The organism is Oceaniglobus sp. K40-3 (genome assembly GCF_055808395.1).
Genome location: NZ_CM147868.1, coordinates 3,102,599 through 3,117,513, shown reverse-complemented (window position 1 = coordinate 3,117,513; position 14,915 = coordinate 3,102,599). Strand labels below are relative to the sequence as shown.

Annotated in this window: 17 protein-coding genes and 1 pseudogene; 9 read left to right on the top strand and 9 right to left on the bottom strand. The window is 61.6% G+C overall.

Annotated features, from left to right (window positions below; genetic code table 11):
* Positions 1-21 precede the first annotated feature (21 nt).
* Entirely contained in the window at positions 22-1,059 is a 1,038-nt protein-coding gene (gene pyrC / locus AC0L7P_RS16175; protein ID WP_473433653.1) for a dihydroorotase, read from the bottom strand.
* A 243-nt stretch (positions 1,060-1,302) separates the two neighbouring features.
* On the opposite strand from pyrC, the gene AC0L7P_RS16170 reads away from it, so the two are divergent.
* A complete protein-coding gene (locus AC0L7P_RS16170; protein WP_473433652.1) occupies positions 1,303-1,539 on the top strand; it encodes a hypothetical protein in 237 nt (78 codons plus the stop codon).
* Between the two features lie 24 nt (positions 1,540-1,563).
* On the opposite strand, the gene AC0L7P_RS16165 is transcribed toward AC0L7P_RS16170, so the two are convergent.
* The 6 genes from AC0L7P_RS16165 to AC0L7P_RS16140 form a co-directional block, all read right to left on the bottom strand.
* Positions 1,564-1,737 (bottom strand): hypothetical protein, encoded by a 174-nt coding sequence (locus AC0L7P_RS16165; RefSeq protein ID WP_473433651.1) that lies wholly within the window; start codon positions 1,735-1,737, stop codon positions 1,564-1,566.
* Positions 1,738-1,978: 241 nt separating this feature from the next.
* Positions 1,979-2,911 carry a hypothetical protein gene (locus AC0L7P_RS16160; RefSeq protein ID WP_473433650.1) on the bottom strand — a complete coding sequence of 311 codons (933 nt, stop codon included), beginning with the start codon at positions 2,909-2,911 and terminating at the stop codon, positions 1,979-1,981.
* 121 nt (positions 2,912-3,032) lie between these two features.
* On the bottom strand, positions 3,033-3,719 hold the full coding sequence (locus AC0L7P_RS16155; protein WP_473433649.1) for an FkbM family methyltransferase: 687 nt from the start codon (positions 3,717-3,719) through the stop codon (positions 3,033-3,035).
* Complete coding sequence (locus AC0L7P_RS16150) at positions 3,712-4,407, bottom strand: class I SAM-dependent methyltransferase (RefSeq protein ID WP_473433648.1); 696 nt, start codon at positions 4,405-4,407, stop codon at positions 3,712-3,714. Before AC0L7P_RS16150 ends, AC0L7P_RS16155 begins: the two co-directional genes overlap by 8 nt.
* On the bottom strand, positions 4,407-5,294 hold the full coding sequence (locus tag AC0L7P_RS16145) for a hypothetical protein (protein WP_473433647.1): 888 nt from the start codon (positions 5,292-5,294) through the stop codon (positions 4,407-4,409). The genes AC0L7P_RS16150 and AC0L7P_RS16145 overlap by 1 nt, the downstream gene beginning before the upstream one ends.
* Positions 5,291-6,094, bottom strand: coding sequence for a hypothetical protein (locus tag AC0L7P_RS16140; protein ID WP_473433646.1), 804 nt, complete (start codon positions 6,092-6,094; stop codon positions 5,291-5,293). Before AC0L7P_RS16140 ends, AC0L7P_RS16145 begins: the two co-directional genes overlap by 4 nt.
* Before the next feature lie 205 nt (positions 6,095-6,299).
* Between AC0L7P_RS16140 and AC0L7P_RS16135 the strand changes: the two genes are divergently transcribed.
* The 5 genes and pseudogenes from AC0L7P_RS16135 to AC0L7P_RS16115 all read left to right on the top strand — a co-directional run.
* Positions 6,300-6,830 carry a glycosyltransferase family 2 protein gene (locus tag AC0L7P_RS16135; protein ID WP_473433645.1) on the top strand — a complete coding sequence of 177 codons (531 nt, stop codon included), beginning with the start codon at positions 6,300-6,302 and terminating at the stop codon, positions 6,828-6,830.
* Positions 6,758-7,807: a hypothetical protein gene (locus tag AC0L7P_RS16130; protein WP_473433644.1), complete on the top strand. Its 1,050-nt coding sequence runs from the start codon at positions 6,758-6,760 to the stop codon at positions 7,805-7,807. The genes AC0L7P_RS16135 and AC0L7P_RS16130 overlap by 73 nt, the downstream gene beginning before the upstream one ends.
* Positions 7,782-8,081 carry a hypothetical protein gene (locus tag AC0L7P_RS16125; RefSeq protein ID WP_473433643.1) on the top strand — a complete coding sequence of 100 codons (300 nt, stop codon included), beginning with the start codon at positions 7,782-7,784 and terminating at the stop codon, positions 8,079-8,081. The genes AC0L7P_RS16130 and AC0L7P_RS16125 overlap by 26 nt, the downstream gene beginning before the upstream one ends.
* Complete coding sequence (locus tag AC0L7P_RS16120) at positions 8,078-8,971, top strand: hypothetical protein (protein WP_473433642.1); 894 nt, start codon at positions 8,078-8,080, stop codon at positions 8,969-8,971. Before AC0L7P_RS16125 ends, AC0L7P_RS16120 begins: the two co-directional genes overlap by 4 nt.
* Positions 8,968-9,459, top strand: a pseudogene (locus AC0L7P_RS16115) (glycosyltransferase family 2 protein); the annotation flags it as partial. The gene AC0L7P_RS16120 and the pseudogene AC0L7P_RS16115, both read left to right, overlap by 4 nt.
* Here AC0L7P_RS16115 and AC0L7P_RS16110 read toward each other — a convergent pair.
* Together AC0L7P_RS16110 and AC0L7P_RS16105 are read right to left on the bottom strand one after the other, a co-directional pair.
* On the bottom strand, positions 9,421-9,822 hold the full coding sequence (locus AC0L7P_RS16110) for a hypothetical protein (RefSeq protein WP_473435545.1): 402 nt from the start codon (positions 9,820-9,822) through the stop codon (positions 9,421-9,423). The pseudogene AC0L7P_RS16115 and the gene AC0L7P_RS16110 sit on opposite strands and share 39 nt — an antisense overlap.
* A 195-nt stretch (positions 9,823-10,017) precedes the next feature.
* Positions 10,018-11,238, bottom strand: a complete 1,221-nt coding sequence (locus AC0L7P_RS16105; protein ID WP_473433641.1) for an acyl-CoA dehydrogenase — start codon at positions 11,236-11,238, stop codon at positions 10,018-10,020.
* Between the two features lie 433 nt (positions 11,239-11,671).
* Here AC0L7P_RS16105 and AC0L7P_RS16100 point away from each other — a divergent pair, with 433 nt between their 5' ends.
* The 3 genes from AC0L7P_RS16100 to AC0L7P_RS16090 all read left to right on the top strand — a co-directional run bounded on the left by AC0L7P_RS16100 (position 11,672) and on the right by AC0L7P_RS16090 (position 14,793).
* Entirely contained in the window at positions 11,672-12,397 is a 726-nt protein-coding gene (locus tag AC0L7P_RS16100) for a hypothetical protein (RefSeq protein WP_473433640.1), read from the top strand.
* A complete protein-coding gene (locus AC0L7P_RS16095) occupies positions 12,387-12,905 on the top strand; it encodes a LysM peptidoglycan-binding domain-containing protein (RefSeq protein ID WP_473433639.1) in 519 nt (172 codons plus the stop codon). The genes AC0L7P_RS16100 and AC0L7P_RS16095 overlap by 11 nt, the downstream gene beginning before the upstream one ends.
* 73 nt (positions 12,906-12,978) lie before the next feature.
* Complete coding sequence (locus AC0L7P_RS16090) at positions 12,979-14,793, top strand: ABCB family ABC transporter ATP-binding protein/permease (protein WP_473433638.1); 1,815 nt, start codon at positions 12,979-12,981, stop codon at positions 14,791-14,793.
* Positions 14,794-14,915: the final 122 nt, after the last annotated feature.

The following is a 14,915-nucleotide window of genomic DNA, read 5'->3' as shown; positions in this document are numbered from 1 at the left end:
GCGCCGCAGGCATCCGAACTCTCACCGCGCGACACGCCAATGCAGCGGCATCATCGGATCAAACACCGTCACCGACCCGTCATCGGTGGCAATCGCCGCCGGATATTCCACCGGTTCACCCTTCACCAGCGTTATACTCTCCTTGTTGACCGGCAGGCGGTAAAATGCAGGCCCATTGCGCGAGGCAAACCGCTCCAGCTGGTCCAGCGCACCCTCGCGCTCAAACACTTCCGTCAGAATCGACAGCGTATTCGTAGCGGTGAAACAGCCCGCACAGCCACAGGGCAGCAGTTTGGCCGCGTCCAGATGTGGCGCGCTGTCTGTCCCGAGAAAGAAGGCCGCCTCGCCAGAGGTGGCCGCCGCAACGAGGGCGCGCCGGTGTTCCTCGCGTTTGGCCACGGGCAGGCAATAATAATGGGGTCTGATCCCCCCGGCCAGAATGTGGTTGCGATTGATGATCAGATGATGCGTCGTGATCGTCGCCGCCAGATCATCCCCCCCGGCGCGCACATAGTCCACCGCATCGCGTGTGGTCACATGTTCCATCACCACACGCAGCCCCGCCACATCACGCCGGATCGGGTCCAGCACCCGGTCGATAAACACCGCCTCGCGGTCAAAAATATCCACGTCAGGGTCGGTCACCTCGCCATGGACGCAGAGGGGCAGGCCGATCTGCGCCATGATCTCCAGCACAGGCTTTACCTTGGTGAAATCCGAAACCCCGCTGGCCGAATTGGTCGTCGCCCCCGCCGGATACAGTTTTACCGCCGTGATCAGCCCGCTTTGCGCCGCCGCGCGCAGATCCTCCGGATCGGTGTTTTCAGTGAGATACAGGGTCATCAGCGGCTGAAACTGCGCGCCGTCTGGCAGTGCCGCCATGATCCGCGCGCGATATGCCTCTGCCTGGGCGCGCGTTACCACGGGCGGCACCAGGTTGGGCATGATCAGGGCGCGCCCGAAATCACGGGCAGTTTCGGGCAAAACGGCGCGCATCATCGCGCCATCGCGCAGGTGCAGGTGCCAATCGTCGGGGCGGGCAAGGGTCATGCTGGTCATGGCGCTGGCTTAGCGGTTCGTTGCGCCGGTTTCCAGTGGGCAAATGGTGCGCAGACGCGGCCAATGGGTGGCCCATCAGCCCCGGTCCTGGCGCGCAATCCTGGCAAAGTCAGACGGGCCCAGACCATGGCTTGCGCCTGCTGCATTGCGGCATTGCGCAATTGGCCCTCCTGCTCCAGCACTCGGGCGGCTATCTCTGAAACAACGAAATACTGTGATTTCAAGGAATAAAGGAGCGGAAAGATGGCCGTTGCAGCACTTACTCCCATGAACGACGCACCCGCAGCACAAACCGTCTGGGGCAAGCTGGGCGAGTTCTTTACCGTTATAGGTCAGGCGGTGATCGCCAGCCGCGAGTTCGATGAGCGTCAGGGCCAGATTGCCGCGCTGAACGCGCTGAGTGACCAGGAACTTGCCGCCCGCGGCATTGCGCGCGAACGGATTGTTCACCACGTTTATCGCGATATTCTGGCCGCCTGAACAGGGCGGTTCGCAGCGTCGAGATCAGTTCAGATTGCCGACAATCGTGGTTATGCCGTTTTTGCGCTGTACGGTATATCCGGTAACGCCGCCTTGGGCAGTGGCGCTGGGTTGGATGGCATCTTTGGTGACTGCGACCGTCGGTGTTTCAACACAGGCGGCCAGACCAAGAAGCAAGGTCGGGAAGATGAATTTCATGATGTCTGCTCTCTTTATTATTTGCGGTGGCGTATCATGGACTGTGGAATCCGATCCAGTCAGGAATACGGCACTTGCCAGAGAAAATGATTAGAAGTTGAGGAAATACAACAAAAATTACTGGTTGCGCGGAACCCTGCCGGCGATTGGCTGATCGATAGCGGAGGCGCGCCTGCCGGCGCGCCACGACAAGCCCCCCACCACGCCCATCCGGGCGCGGCGGGGCCCGTTGGCGCCCGGATCAGGCGCCGTGTGCCGCCGGAATGGTGATGCCCTGTTGCCTGAGGTCGGCCTCGATCTGTTCGAATCGTTTGGTGAACCGGTGACGCCCCGTGCGTTGGGCCACATTGCGCACGGCCAGCGCCTCCAGCACGGGGCGCTTTTGTTCAATCAAGCGCCCGATCAGGCGGCGCAGCCAGGCCGGATCATCGCGCCGTGCCCGCAGCGCGCGGTAAAAATCGGTTGCGTCCAGATCGCCCTCCATGGCGCGCACGACCATTTCTTCCAGCAGGCCGAGTTCCGTTAGCCCCGCTTCGATATCCGAACCCATATTGCGGCAATAGAGCGTGCGTGCTTCGGCGATGGCCTCGGCATGGGCGCGATCCTGCCGCTGGTTCGGGTCGTGCAGCACCAGAATCGATTGCGCCGCCGACAGGTATTCCGCCTCTATCCCATAGCGGGTGGTGAAATCCACGCCTTCTGCCTCGGGAAACCGATCATCCGCGGGGGCACTGGGGCCAAACCCGACATGGGGGGCCAGCGCCATCACCCGTGCGCCGGGCGCGGTCAGGGCAAAGGCCAGCGCGGCATGGGCGCCAGATCCCTGACCATAAAACAGCACATCCCCGAACTGATCCAGCAGGGTGCCATCGACCAGCGCGTCGAAAAAGTTGATCACTTCGGGGGCGCGAAACCAGGTATTGCCCCGTGCCACGAGGGTCAGGGTCGACCATTCCATTTCTTCGGCCAGATCCTGAAACCGCGACATCCGCTGGGCCAGTGCCACATCGCCGGTTTCTACTTCAAAGCTGACCAAAAGGGCGGGGCCGCGCCGTTTGAACCGGATATAATGGGCCGGATTCAGACCATAGGCGAATTCCCCCAACGCCCCGGGGTCCATCGAATCTTCGTCGTCATCATCATCGAACGCGGTAGATTGATCCTGCGTTTTCATCGTTCTAACACCTTTCGAGCCAGTCGTGCCCACGTCCCTCGCACTATCGTTTAACGATCAAATGGTCTCGTTTTGTGCAGAGAATAAGTCTTTTTCTGGCGGGGGAAAGGAATGTTGCGTTTCAGATCCAGTCGAGGTTGACGTGACCGGGGGCAAATCGTGCGTTGATTTCGGCCCTGAGGGCACGGAAGCGCGGGCGCAGATCCTTGAACTTGCGCTCATGGGTTTCGGCGACCAGACAGCGGACATGGGTGAACAAATCCTGCTCCAGCATGGTTTCCAGAATTTCCAGCTCGGCGCCTTCGATGTCCATTTTGACAAAGGCAAGGGGGCGTTCCGCGCTGGCCAAATCGCGCAGGATGTCGAGGAACGACAGGCATTCGACGTCGATTCCGCCCTGGGCGGCAATCGAACGTCCCCCCGACAGGATGGTGGATTTCACCGAGGCTCCCTCGGGGTTGTCGTCGAAATTCTCGGCCCGCATCAGGCGCACGGTGCCGGGGGTGGCGGCGACGGCGGCATTCATCAGGGTCACGTTGGGGGTGTCGGCAAAGCGGGTGGTGAGCCGTTCAAAGGCGAACGGATCGGGTTCATAGGCGATGACCCGGGCCGGGCTGCGGCGCAGTTGCTCGGTGATCACGCCCATGTTGGCGCCACAATCCAGCACTGTATCGCCGGGGCGCAGCATGGCGCAGACCCCGGACAGAAATCCCTCGGCTCCCGCCTTGCGCAGATTACGTTTCTGGCGGCGAATCAGCTTTTCCGCCTGCACCTCAGCGGCGGACTTTTCGGGGGGATCGTCAGACATAATGGCCCTGAATTGGAGGTGTGTAAGGGGGCGCATCCAGTGGTTTTCGGCAGGCATAAAGAAGCATCTGTGGCCCTTCAAAAAACTGCTCGCCGCCGCGCGGGCGGCCTGTGGGATCGGGAATTTTCACCACATTGCGCGGCGTCTTGCGCCCGACCACGGATACTTCCAGCATTTCGCAGCCGCGCGCGTGGTGCCAATATCGCCAGGGCACATCCGGCCCGGTCTGGAAAAATCCATGGCCGAACCAACCGTCACAGGCCACATAAGACAGCATCAGGCCGCCGGGTTTCAGCATGGCATAACAATTGTCGAGGGCCTGACCGATATAGAAAATATGTTCGGTGGTGCCGCCGTCAATCACAATGTCGAACTGTTCGTGCAGGGCGTCCGGCACCGGGTGGTTCAGGTCGTGGATGTGCTGGGCGCCCTCGGAATCGGTGAAATCCATCGCTTCGATGGCGGGGTATCCAAGGGCGGTGAACAGCGATTCGGTAAACCCATCGCCCTGGGTGATAGCGGCCTCGTCCACCGCGAAGCCCATGGTGTTCAGCAGCCCGACAAACCGCACCATCCGGCGCGGCGGCATGTGGAATTTCTGTCGGCCGAGAATGACGCCATTTTTTGCCCCGGCGGCGTGACGCGCGTTGCGGGCCATGAACAGGCCCGGGATCAGGGAAATCCCCATCAGGCGTTTTCCTTGCGGGCCTTGCGCACATTGCCCTCGGTCAGGCGGCGCACGAAGGGCACGCCGGTTTTATCCTGCAACATGCGGCGTGCGGTTCCCAAAAGCCCGGATTCCTTTAGCACGCCGTTATGCCGGTAATGCACTGTAAACACGTCGCGATCATCGGGAAGAGGCGCGCCGCGCAACTGGCCGCCCATGATGAAATGCTGTTCCTCGGGCAGGGGATTCCACGTCAGCCCCGCGCGCGAGATGGCCGCAGGCAGGGACATCTGATCAAGATAGGGGCGGCGGTTTTCAAGGGTTTCGATCCGGTCGATCCGGCGCGCGGTATCATACCAGACATCGGGAAACCGCTGTGTGCCGGTTTCGGGAAACACCACCAGACCGGCACTGTAATAGGGCATCACCGGGCCGACGGGGCGGCGCATGTATTCGATCCGCTCATCGGGCAGGGGCATGTCGAGCGCGCCGTAAATCTCGGGCCAGATTTCTTCACCGCTCCAGATTTTCGAGGCGGCGACGGAACAGGACACATGACCGGCGCGGATCAGGTTTTCCGGTGAATTGGGCCGCAGAAACAACACGTCAGAATCCACAAAGGCGCTGTATTCGCTGTCGCGCGGTTGCATCGCTGCGATGATCTTGTTGCCGTGGGGATAGTCGGTTTCCCACATGCCCTTGGTGCGCATGGGGCGGATTTCGCCGTCCATCATCTCGTGCGCCTTGAACACGGCCGGGTGCAATTCATCCATCCGGTGTTCGGGGCAATATCCGACCGCCGCCACGTCATCGCCAAACTGCAACCGGATGCTGGCCAGCAGGGTGCAGGCGTAAATCTCATACTCTGGCGGTTCGACAATATAGGCAAAGGTCAGGCGCGCGGTCATTCCAGCGCATCCTTTGGATTGACCCCGATCTGTTCGCACATCCGCGCCACATAGGAATTTTTCAGGGGCGCATGTTTACGCCACCATGGCCGGGTGCCGTTGGTATAAAGATGCACCGACAGTGTGTTATCGGTGAACCAGCCTTCCACATGACCGTGAGGATCGAAGAACACATCGTTCAACTGGAACGGCACGGGGTACAGCACATCGGCCCCCATGGCGCGGTCGATATCACCGGTGACCTTGGCGAAATGGGTAAACGCCTGGGGGCCAAAGGCCGTGCGTTCGGCGCGATAAATCCGCGCGGCGTGGGGCAGATCGTCGGGTTGGCGGGCCAGACGGCGTTTTTGCCGGTCGTTGAACCATGGCGGTGCAGGGGGCAGATTGTCGTAATAATCCAACAGGGCGTCGATCAGCGCGCCTTTTTGCGGAATTTTCACCACCCCACAGTTCAGCGCACCGCGCATTCCATGCCCGGCATAGATATGATCCAGGTCGTCGGGAAAGGGTTTGTGACAATAGGCATCGCAGTCGATCCAGATTTCATCGGTCTTCTGGATCATCTTGTAGCGGAACACGTTGCTCAGGAATGACGCGCTGGTCTGTTCGACGATATCCATGGGGATATCCATGATCTCATCCGCCCGGCGCACCGTGACGCCCTCTGGGACGTTTTCAACCGTATCGGTGCAATAGAGCGTTGTCGGATGCCCCTGCTGTATATGGGAAAGCAGGCACAATTGATTGATATATTGTAATCTTTCGCCGATCCAAAGCGATGCAACGGGACGGTGTGCCATTCCTGCCTCTTTCTGCCCTCGGTGTGAAAGCGCCCAACAATCAGCGGGACGTTGCACGTTTTTTTACCATTTTGGACACAATGCCCCAAGCGATCTCGCCCTGTCCAGTCTGGGCCGTTGTGTGGTGTTGTCGGGTTGGGGTATGGTCGGGAAAAGTGAATATTTCGCGGCAAACAGCGAAAAAAACGGCAAGCAGAGGCATAAAGTGAGCGTTTCGCAGATCATCACCGGGCTTCCGGCCAAAAACACCAGCCGCCATGGCACTTTGATGGCGGTGTCGATGATGAAGGACGAAGGGCCGTACCTGCTTGAATGGGTGGCCCACCACATGGCGGTCGGGTTTACCGATATTCTTGTCTATACCAATGATTGCAGCGATGGCACCGACGACATGCTCATCCGGCTGGAGGAGCTGGGCCTGGCGCATCACCGGCGCAACGTCATTCCCGAGGGGATCAAGCCACAGCCTTCTGCGATCAAATACGCCACCAAAGAACCGCTGGTGCAACAGGCCGATTGGGTGCTGGTGTTTGATGCCGATGAATTTCTCTGTCTGCGTCACGGCGATGGCACCCTTGATCCGATGCTGGACGCCGTGGTCGCGCAGGGGGCCAACGGTATGGTCATCACCTGGCGGATTTTCGGGTCAGGCGGGGTGGTGGATTGGTCGCGCGCCCCGGTGACGGAACAATATCTGATGGCCGCGCCGCCGATGTGGAACAAGGGCTGGGGGTAAAGACCCTGTTCAAATATGACCCGGCCCATTGGCGGCTGGGCATCCACCGCCCCAAACTGTTGAACAAGACGCTGGACACCGAATTTCCCGCATCGGTCAAATGGCTGAACGGGTCGGGGCGCGAGATGGAGGATTATTTCAAATTCCGCGGTTGGCGCAGTATCACCCGTACCGTCGGTTATGACTGGGCGCAGATGAACCATTATGCGGTCAAATCCATCGACAGCTATGCAATCCGCAAATTTCGCGGCAACGTGAACAACAAGAAAAACAAGTATAACGACGATTACTGGAGCCTTCAGGACCGCAATGAGGTGCGCGACGACACCATGTTGCGCTATTCCGCCCGGCGCCGTGACATTTTCAACGCTCTGCTGCGCGACCCTGAATTGAACCGCCTGCACCACGCCGCCCTTGATCAGGCCGAGGCAAAGCTGGCCCGTTTCAAAGGCACCGCAGAATACGCTGATTTTGTTGCAAATCTGAAAGCCGCCAGCGCCGTACCAATCACCCGGGTCGAGGCCAAGCCCCCGAAAGAACGCAACGCCGCCGAGATTGCCAAACTGATGAGCGGGGTCGAAAAGCGCGCGGGGGACACGGCAAAGGCGGAAAAGAAAAAGCCCCCCAAAGCCGCCAGGTGCAGCCCCTTGATATGCTGGTGCGCGGGGCGGTGGATGTCAGCGCGCCGGTGTCGCTGGATTGGCACGTCAACCACAGCGTGGCACTGCCCGCCGATCCGCGCCTGTTCACCCCCCGGCGTTGATCAACATTGCCGAGGGGAAATTCGCCCGCAATCTGGCCCGCAATATCGGTGGGGTGATCCCCGACAACGGAACGATGCTGGAACTGGGCGCGACCACCGGGTTTCTGGCCCTGCAACTGGCCATCACGCGCCCGGATGTCACCCTGCGCCTGCATCAACAGGAGGCCGGCTGGCGCGGCGCGCTGGCGATGATTGCGCAAAGGAACGATGTTGATCTGCCTGTCTCGTCTGATCCGGTCAACAATCTGGCCGCGATTGCCCCCGATCTTGTGATCCTCGAAGATCCGGCGATCACCCCCGATACCCTCGGGAATCTGCTTGCCACGCATGTGCCCGCAACTCTGGTGCTGACCGGCCGGTTCTGGTGTGATCGGCACGGCGATCTGCGCGCATATGAGCGGGTACTGCACCGGTGCGGATATGATGAACGGCTGCCGTTTGATCCGTTGCTGGCAGCCGGGTATCGCAGAAAGGAACGCGCAGAATGAACGATACCGCATTGTTCTTTATTGCCGATGGCGATCACCTGACGGCGCAGGCGATCCTGCTGGCCGCCAGCCTGCGGTTTCACAACGGGCGCGATCTGCAACTGATTGCCTATCTGCCCGATGGCGATGCCGCCGATTTGCCCGGGCCTGCGCGCGCCGCGTTTGATGCGCTGAGCGTCGACCTGTGCCCGCTGGCCACTGATCCGTCCCTGTGGAAACGGCCCTTTCCCCATGGTAACAAATTATTCGCCTGTGCCGCTGCGCGTCGTGCCACGCGGCAGGTGTTTCTTGACAGCGATATGGTGTGTGTTGCGCCGCTTGATCTGTCGCATATCGGCGCCGATGCCGTGGCGCTGGTGCCCGAAGGGACGCCGACATGGGGCAAGGGGAATGACCGCTGGGATCGGGTGTATGGCCATTTCGGCCTGCCCATGCCCAGTGACCGCGTGCGTCTGGTGCGTCGGCGCCGGATCGAATTCCTGCCTTATTTCAATGCCGGGATGGTTGGCTTTCACCGTGATTTCGGGGCTGACGGGCGCAGTTTTGGCCAACTCTGGCTTGAAACGGCCCAAGAGATTGACCAGAATGTCGCGGTGGCAAAGAAACGCCCCTGGCTGGATCAGGTTGCGCTGCCGGTGACGCTGAAACGGTTTGGCCTTGAATATGCGGTGCAGGATGAGGCGTGGAACTTTTCGATTTCGGATCGTGAATTTGAACCCGAGGCAACGCCCAGGCTGATCCATTACCATTCGTTCCGTTATGCCGCCCATTGGCCGCAGGTGCGGGCCGAGCTTTCCCGCATGGCCCATACATTGGGCGCGGCGCAAATGGCCGAGCTTGCGCCGCTGTATGGCGCACATTGGGCGCGCAGGCCCGAGCCTGTCACATGAGCCGACCCCGGGTTCTGGTCATTGCAACCCTGCGCGATGAGGGGCCGCACCTTGTGGAATGGGTGGCCCATACACGCGCCGCCGGGGCCGACGATGTGCTGGTGTTTTCCAACGATTGCACCGATGACACCGACGCCCTGCTGGATGCCCTGGCCGGGGCTGGGGCGCTGACCCATGTTCGCAATGTGGTGCCACCGGGGCGCACGCCGCAATGGGCGGCCCTGAAACAGGCTGCCGATCATCCGCTGACCCGGGCGGCGGATTGGATCGCGGTGCTGGATTGCGATGAATTCATCAACCTGCGCGCCCCTCTTCGGTCGTTTCACGCCCTCATCGGGGCCGTTGCGGGCGCCGATGCGGTTGTGCTGCCATGGCGGTTGTTTGGTCACGCGGATCATGTGACACGGCCCACCGGCCTGAGCATCGACAATTACACCCGCGCGATTCCGTCAGATGCGTTGTTTCCACCCCTGTCGCGGTTTTTCAAAACCCTGTATCGCCGTGATGCCATGCAGAAACCCGGTGTCCATCGCCCGAAACAGCGCAAGGGCAGGGTGCCGGTCTGGGTTGATGGGTCTGGGCGCGCGCTTGACCCCGGTTTTGCCGCTGATGACGGGCGTATCCTGTTGTGGGGCGCTCCTCTTGCCAGTGATCTGGTACAGCTTAATCATTATTCTGTCCGCTCGGCCCATGATTTTCTGTTGAAGCGCGCCCGTGGCCTGCCCAATCACACCGATAAACCGGTTGATCTGACCTATTGGGTCGAACGGAATTTCAATACGGTCGAAGATCGCACCATCGCCGCCATGGCCCCCGCCACCCGTGCGGAACACGCCCGTCTGATGGCGCATCCGGACGTGGCCGCTGCGCAAAGTGCCAGTGATAAACGCAGCGCCGCGGCCCTTGAGGCGGCGCTGGCCCGCCCCGACGCGGTGGCGCTTTTGGGGCGGTTGATCCTTGCGGGGGCAGCACGCCGCCCCCCATGTCAGTTGCCCATGACCTTGTGCGGGCCTTTCGCGCCGCCTCGGGGGGTAAACGGTGGGGCGTCAGAAAAACGCCTGAAGCCCGGTTTGCGCGCGGCCCAAAATCAGCGCGTGAACATCATGGGTGCCTTCGTAGGTGTTCACCGTTTCAAGGTTCACCATATGGCGAAACACCTGAAATTCCTCGGAAATGCCGTTGCCGCCGTGCATGTCGCGGGCCATCCGGGCCACATCGAGCGCCTTGCCGCAATTGTTGCGCTTGAGCATCGAAATCATCGCCGGTGCGGCGCGCCCCTGATCCATCAAACGCCCCAGCCGCAGCGACCCTTGCAAGCCAAGGGAAATTTCCGTCTGCATGTCCGCCAGTTTTTTCTGAAACAACTGGGTTTGCGCCAGAGGTTTGCCAAATTGCCGCCGGTCCAGCCCATATTGCCGCGCCGCGTGCCAGCAGAATTCAGCGGCCCCCAAGGCACCCCAGGAAATGCCATAGCGCGCCCGGTTCAGGCAGCCAAACGGCCCTTTCAACCCTTCGACATTGGGCAGCAGGGCATCTTCGCCCACCTCAACCCCCTCCATCACGATTTCGCCCGTGGTCGAGGCGCGCAAGGACAGCTTTCCGCCGATCTTGGGGGCGCTTAACCCTTTCATTCCCTTATCCAGAATAAACCCGCGGATCTTTCCGCCATGGGCGTCGGATTTTGCCCAGACGACGAACACATCGGCAAAGGGGCTGTTGGAAATCCACATTTTCGAGCCGGAGATGACATAGCCATTGGCGGTTTTCTTAGCCACGGTTTTCATGCCCGCCGGGTCTGACCCGGCGTCGGGTTCGGTCAGCCCGAAACAGCCGATCAATTCCCCCGAACACAGCCCCGGCAGATATTTCTGCCGCTGCTCTTCCGAGCCATAGGCATAGATCGGATAGATCACCAGACTGGTTTGCACCGACATCATCGAGCGATAGCCGGAATCGACCCGCTCTACCTCGCGGGCGATCAACCCATAGGTCACATAGCCTGCGCCAAGGCCGCCATATTCCTCGGGCAGGGTGGCCCCCAAAAGCCCGGCATCGCCCATTTTGCGAAACAGCCCCGGTTCGGCCTTTTCGTCGCGATAGGCGTCGATCACCCGGGGTTGCAGCACCGTCTGGGCAAAGGCGCGCGCCCCATCGCGCAGCATCCGCTCATCCTCGTCGAGCTGATCTTCGAGCAACAGGGCATCCTCCCAATCGAACCGCGACATATCGGGGGCATCCTTGGCTGAAATTTTCGGGCTGGCGTTCATGGTAAATCCTCTTGTCCGGGTTGGCTGATTTCTTACGCTGATCCTGGCAACCGCGCAATCTTAGCCGACATTCCCGCACCACAACCTGCTGTGTTTAGTGTTTTGACCGCCCTGTCTGCTGTTGTTAAGGTCGCGCGCAACACGCGCCCGAGAGCGGCGTGTCCGGGGGAAAGACGAATATGATCAAGCTGGCAGGCATAGGTGCGAGCGGCGGCGCTGTTGTGGGGGCGGTGGCACTGGCCGGTGTTGCCGCGTTGGGGTATTTTACCCAGCACCCGGCCCCGGCGCCGGTGGCCCCTGTCGTTGTGCCACAGGCGGCGCCGGTCGCGGCGCCCGATGCCCCCAAACGCCCGAACCCGTGGCGACCCCCGTGGCCGCTCGGCCGGTTGTCGAGCCAACCCCGGCGCCGCCCAAGGACCCAGGCCAGGGGCCCATGCGCGCGCCCAGCTTTGATATCGTGCGCTCCGAAGCCGACGGGACAACCCTGATTGCGGGCCGCGCCGCGCCAGAGTCACAGGTTTCTGTCCTGCTGGATGAGGCCGGAATCGGCAAACAGACGGCAGACGGCGACGGTGGGTTCGTTGCCTTTCTTGATATCCCACCGTCGAACGCGCCGCGCATCCTGTCGTTGTCGTCTGAACGTGACGGTGTGGTTGTCGTATCGCCCCAGACGGTGATCCTGGCACCAAGTGCCGAAACCATGCTTGCCGCTGCCGCAGTGGCGCCGGACGACCCACTTGCGAGCGGCGCGCCAACGCCCGATACGGCGCCTGCGAAACGTGGCGTCCCGGCGGAACCGGTCAGGGTTGCGACCGATGCTGCGGTGCCTGATGATCCCTCCGGCGTCGGCCCTGCGCCTGCCGCTGCCACCTTGCCGCCAGCGGGGCTTGTCACCATGGCCCGGCCGGCCACGGAAACGAACCTGCCCGGTAATCCGCCGTCACTGTCCGGGGGCGCGGTGCCTTCCGGCCCTGTCGCGCCCGCCGCACCGGACGGCACCGCGCCGGTCGCTGCGCCGCCCGATCCGGTGCAGGTGGCGGCTGTGCCACAGGCCCCCGCGCCGGGCACGCAATCGCCCGGCATCCCATCCGCCCCGGCCAAAGTGGCCCCCCCGGTGCATCGCCGGCGCCCGCCGCCCCCGTGTTCTGGTGGCCGATGATACCGGCATCAAGGTGTTGCAAGAACCGGGGCCGGAGCCCGAGGTGATGGGGAATGTTTCGCTTGATACGATCACCTATGATGCGGTGGGCGAGGTGGTGCTGGGCGGGCGCGGACGGCCCTCGGGGTTTGTCCGGGTGTATCTCGACAACACCCCGATTCACACCAGCCAGATCGGCGCCGATGGCCAATGGCGCGCCGAACTGCCCCGGATTGACACCCGGGTTTACACCCTGCGCGTGGACGAGATCGAGGCAGACGGCGATGTGGTGTCGCGGGCCGAAACCCCGTTCCGCCCCGAAGCGCCGGAAACCATCGTCGCGGCGGCCAGTGCCGACACGGCGCCGCTCACCGTGGTGACAGTGCAGCCGGGATTCACCCTCTGGCGGATCGCACAGGAAAATTATGGCAAGGGCGTACTGTATGTGCGGGTGTTCGAGGCGAACTCGGATAAAATCCGCGATCCTGACCTGATTTATCCCGGACAGATATTTACCGTGCCGCAATAACACCGCCGCCACTGGTCAATCGGTGGTTGGCGCCCTAAGTTCTGGTGTTCCCTGCACAAGCCCCGAGATTTCCATGCCAGCCACACCAAAGCCCGCCGACCCCAGCACCAGTGGGATCAGCGTCATCCGCCGCGTCGCGCCCTATCTCTGGCCCGATGACCACCCCTGGGTGAAACGCCGTGTGGTGCTGGCGCTTGCGGTGCTGGTGCTGTCAAAACTGATCGCGGTGGGAACACCGTTTTTCTATAAGGCGGCGGTTGATGCCCTGTCCGGCGAAGGCACCGCAGATGCGGCCTGGACCCTGGGCATGGGGGCCGTGGGGCTGACCGTGGCCTATGGGATCGCGCGGCTGATGAACGTGGGGTTCCAACAGTTGCGCGATGTGATTTTTGCCGCCGTCGGGCAGCGCGCGCTGCGCCAACTGGCGCTGGAAACCTTCACCCACATTCACCGGCTGTCCATGCGCTATCACATCACCCGCAAGACGGGTGGCCTGAGCCGGATCATCGAGCGGGGCGTGAAGGGGGTGGAATTCCTGCTGCGGTTCCTGCTGTTTTCCATCGGGCCGCTGGTTCTGGAGCTGTTGATGATCGCGGTGGTGCTGGCCTGGGTGTTTGACATCTGGTATCTGGTCGTCGTTTTCGTGACCATCGCGCTTTATACTTGGTTCACCTTTGCTGTCACCGAATGGCGGGTGAAGGTGCGCCGCGTGATGAACGAACAGGACACCGACGCCAACCAGAAGGCGATCGATTCCCTGCTGAATTTCGAAACGGTAAAATATTTCGGCGCCGAGGCCCGCGAGGCCGAACGCTATGACAGCGCCATGGAAAAATATGTGGCGGCGGCGCTGACCACGTCCTATTCGCTGGCGTTTCTGAATTTTGGCCAATCGGTGCTGATCACCGGGGGCCTTGTGACCGTGATGGTCATGGCGGCGATCGGGGTTGGAAATGGCGCGCTGACGGTGGGCGATTTCGTCATGGTCAACGCCTATATGATTCAGATCACCATGCCGCTGAATTTTCTTGGCACCGTGTACCGCGAAATCCGTCAGGCGCTGGTGGATATGGGCGAAATGTTCGGCCTGCTGGAACAGCCCGCCGAAGTGCAGGACAAACCCGGCGCGCCCGAATTGCAGGTGAGCGGCGGGGCGATTTCCCTGAAGGATGTGCAGTTCGGCTATGACGCGGCACGCCCGATCCTCAAAGGCATTTCGCTCGAGGTGCCGGCGGGGAAAACCGTGGCGATTGTCGGATCGTCCGGGTCGGGGAAATCGACAATCGGGCGGCTGCTGTTCCGGTTTTACGATGTGAATGACGGCAGCTTTTCCATCGACGGGCAGGATCTGCGCGATGTGACCCAGGACAGCCTGCACGCGCAGATCGGCGTGGTGCCCCAGGACACGGTGCTGTTCAACGATACGATCCGTTATAACATCGCCTATGGGCGCCCCTCGGCCAGCCACGCCGAGGTTGAGGCGGCGGCACGGGCGGCCAAGATTCACGATTTCATCACCGGATTGCCCGATGGCTATGAAACCACGGTGGGCGAACGGGGATTGAAACTGTCGGGGGGCGAAAAACAGCGGGTCGGCATCGCGCGCACCTTGCTGAAAGATCCGCCGATCCTGTTGCTGGATGAGGCGACATCGGCGCTGGATACGGAAACCGAACAAAACATCCAGACTGAGTTGAAGGGGCTTGGGCGTGGGCGCACGGTGATGGTGATTGCCCATCGCCTGTCGACCATCGCCGATGCGGATCAGATTGTGGTGCTGGAGGATGGCGTGATCGTCGAACGCGGCACCCACGACGCGCTGTTGGCGGCGCAGGGGCGCTATGCATCGCTCTGGTATCGCCAGGAAGCCGAAGAAGAGGCCGCCTGATCCAACAGAGGCGCGCTGACGCGCGCCACGAGATTATGTGTTTGGCGCCTGTGTTTGGCGTTTCGCGCCGTTGGGGGAGCGGAAGAGTGGGGATGTGGGATGCCTCCGGCGGGAGTATTTGT

What these genes read in the sequence shown, in the direction of transcription:
- pyrC (WP_473433653.1), bottom strand. Translation starts at nt 1,059, where the DNA reads ATGACCAGCATGACCCTTGCCCGCCCCGACGATTGGCACCTGCACCTG.
- AC0L7P_RS16170 (WP_473433652.1), top strand. Translation starts at nt 1,303, where the DNA reads ATGGCCGTTGCAGCACTTACTCCCATGAACGACGCACCCGCAGCACAA.
- AC0L7P_RS16165 (WP_473433651.1), bottom strand. Translation starts at nt 1,737, where the DNA reads ATGAAATTCATCTTCCCGACCTTGCTTCTTGGTCTGGCCGCCTGTGTT.
- AC0L7P_RS16160 (WP_473433650.1), bottom strand. Translation starts at nt 2,911, where the DNA reads ATGAAAACGCAGGATCAATCTACCGCGTTCGATGATGATGACGACGAA.
- AC0L7P_RS16155 (WP_473433649.1), bottom strand. Translation starts at nt 3,719, where the DNA reads ATGTCTGACGATCCCCCCGAAAAGTCCGCCGCTGAGGTGCAGGCGGAA.
- AC0L7P_RS16150 (WP_473433648.1), bottom strand. Translation starts at nt 4,407, where the DNA reads ATGGGGATTTCCCTGATCCCGGGCCTGTTCATGGCCCGCAACGCGCGT.
- AC0L7P_RS16145 (WP_473433647.1), bottom strand. Translation starts at nt 5,294, where the DNA reads ATGACCGCGCGCCTGACCTTTGCCTATATTGTCGAACCGCCAGAGTAT.
- AC0L7P_RS16140 (WP_473433646.1), bottom strand. Translation starts at nt 6,094, where the DNA reads ATGGCACACCGTCCCGTTGCATCGCTTTGGATCGGCGAAAGATTACAA.
- AC0L7P_RS16125 (WP_473433643.1), top strand. Translation starts at nt 7,782, where the DNA reads ATGATTGCGCAAAGGAACGATGTTGATCTGCCTGTCTCGTCTGATCCG.
- AC0L7P_RS16120 (WP_473433642.1), top strand. Translation starts at nt 8,078, where the DNA reads ATGAACGATACCGCATTGTTCTTTATTGCCGATGGCGATCACCTGACG.
- AC0L7P_RS16110 (WP_473435545.1), bottom strand. Translation starts at nt 9,822, where the DNA reads ATGCGCCATCAGACGGGCGTGTTCCGCACGGGTGGCGGGGGCCATGGC.
- AC0L7P_RS16105 (WP_473433641.1), bottom strand. Translation starts at nt 11,238, where the DNA reads ATGAACGCCAGCCCGAAAATTTCAGCCAAGGATGCCCCCGATATGTCG.
- AC0L7P_RS16100 (WP_473433640.1), top strand. Translation starts at nt 11,672, where the DNA reads ATGCGCGCGCCCAGCTTTGATATCGTGCGCTCCGAAGCCGACGGGACA.
- AC0L7P_RS16090 (WP_473433638.1), top strand. Translation starts at nt 12,979, where the DNA reads ATGCCAGCCACACCAAAGCCCGCCGACCCCAGCACCAGTGGGATCAGC.